Source organism: Synechococcus sp. R8-2 (assembly GCF_047461715.1).
GTDB lineage: Bacteria > Cyanobacteriota > Cyanobacteriia > Thermostichales > Thermostichaceae > Thermostichus.
This window is the reverse complement of the sequence record NZ_JANSHQ010000717.1, coordinates 1-1513: the sequence shown is the minus strand read 5'-3', so window position 1 is coordinate 1513 and position 1513 is coordinate 1. Positions and strand designations below refer to the sequence as shown.

2 protein-coding genes are annotated in these 1513 nt (G+C 57.6%); both read right to left on the bottom strand.

Annotation, left to right across the window (positions count from 1 at the left end; genetic code table 11):
- Positions 1-270 (bottom strand): phosphoribosyltransferase (locus NW819_RS14175; protein ID WP_414414141.1); only part of this gene is annotated, 270 nt, incomplete at its 3' end.
- A 65-nt stretch (positions 271-335) separates the two neighbouring features.
- Positions 336-1256, bottom strand: coding sequence for a branched-chain amino acid transaminase (locus NW819_RS14170; RefSeq protein WP_011432133.1), 921 nt, complete (start codon positions 1254-1256; stop codon positions 336-338).
- Between the last annotated feature and the right edge of the window lie 257 nt (positions 1257-1513).

Here is a 1513-nt window from a genome sequence, read left to right as displayed (position 1 = left end):
CACGTGGCTGCCCAGGTTGGCGGTGGTCATGGCTAGATCCCGCGAGAAGGTCAGTTGCCCCCGCTGGCGGTTACCGGGCCCAGAGTAGGAAGAGGCTGAGAGAATAGCCAGGGGCAGGTCGAAAAGACGGGCCAAGGTATCGCCGATGCGCAGCCCCCCCTTGGCAATACAGACGATTTGGTTGAATTCCCACCCGCTTTCGTAGACTTTGACGGCCAACTCCTCGATTTTGCGGTGGTAGTCGGCCCAGGTGATGGAAATTTCGTGCAAGGGATCCCCCTCTACCCATCTAGAGTGCTCAGTTTAATAATGACGCTTCTCCCCTCGACTAGGGACTAGCTTTCTTTCAGAGGGATCACCTTCACCCAATGGGCATAGACGGGATCCCGATTTTCGGTAATTGCCGTCAGCTTCTGCCGCAACTGCTCGGTGATGGGGCGGGAGGGGGGCAGGACGTACTGCTCGATCTGGCGAATGGGGGTGATCTTGGCAGCAGTGCCGGTTAAAAAGGCCTCGTCAGCAATCAATAGCTCCGATTTGTCAACGGGCCGCTCTTGGGTAGGGATCCCCAGATCACGGGCCAGGGTGAGGACACTGTCGCGGGTGATCCCTTCCAAGATATCTTGGTCGAAGCTGGGGGTAATCAGCACGCCATTGCGCACGATGAAGATGTTCATGCCCGAGGCTTCGCTCACTTTGCCCTGGGAGTTCATCAAAATGGCCTCGTCATAGCCAGCCTGCGCCGCCTCGGTTTTGGCCAAAGAGGAAGTGATGTAGGCGCCGGTGATCTTGCCCCGCAATGGTAGGCTGCGATCCTCTTGCCGGGCCCAAGAGCTGATGCGGCAACTGACTCCCTCTGGCGAGAGGTAGTCCCCCAGTTCCAAGCCGTACACGAAAAAGTCTTTCTCAATGTTGTGCAGCCGCGGCGAGATGCCTAGGTCGGAGGTGTACACCAAGGGGCGGATGTAGAAAGACGTGGAGGGACGGTTTTTTCGGATCAGCTCGACGATCACCTGCTCAATCCGTTCAGCAGGGAGATCAAAACAGAGCAGGCGGGCGCTTTGACTCAGTCGTCGGCAATGGCGATCCAGACGGAACACCAGAACTTGATCCGGGTTTTGCGGATCAGGGATCCCGCGTAGGCCGCCGAACGCCGCTGTCCCGTAGTGCAGAGCATGGGTGGCAATGGAGATCTTCGCCTCAGCAAAGGGGACAATCTGGCCCTGAAAGTAGGCGTAGGGCAGAAAATCTGGCATGGTCGGCACCCACCGGGGTAGGAATGAGAGGTAGGAATATTATCACCGATTCGTGCAGTGCCGGGAGCTCCAACGTCGGCATGACTTCCCTGCCTGTAGTAGCAGCACGCGGGATAGGTGTAGAGGTATTCCTCCCCCGCAGCAGCGTTGTTTAGCCAGTCAGTTTCCGAGAGGGTTGGATTGGAGAAGCAAACAGTTCGTAGCTGAAGAGGGGCCGAGCAGCTACACCCTATGACGCAAAGGGGGTGAACTCCTTG

Excerpts from the sequence above, each read along its gene's own strand:
- NW819_RS14170 (WP_011432133.1), bottom strand. The coding sequence starts at position 1,256 with ATGCCAGATTTTCTGCCCTACGCCTACTTTCAGGGCCAGATTGTCCCC.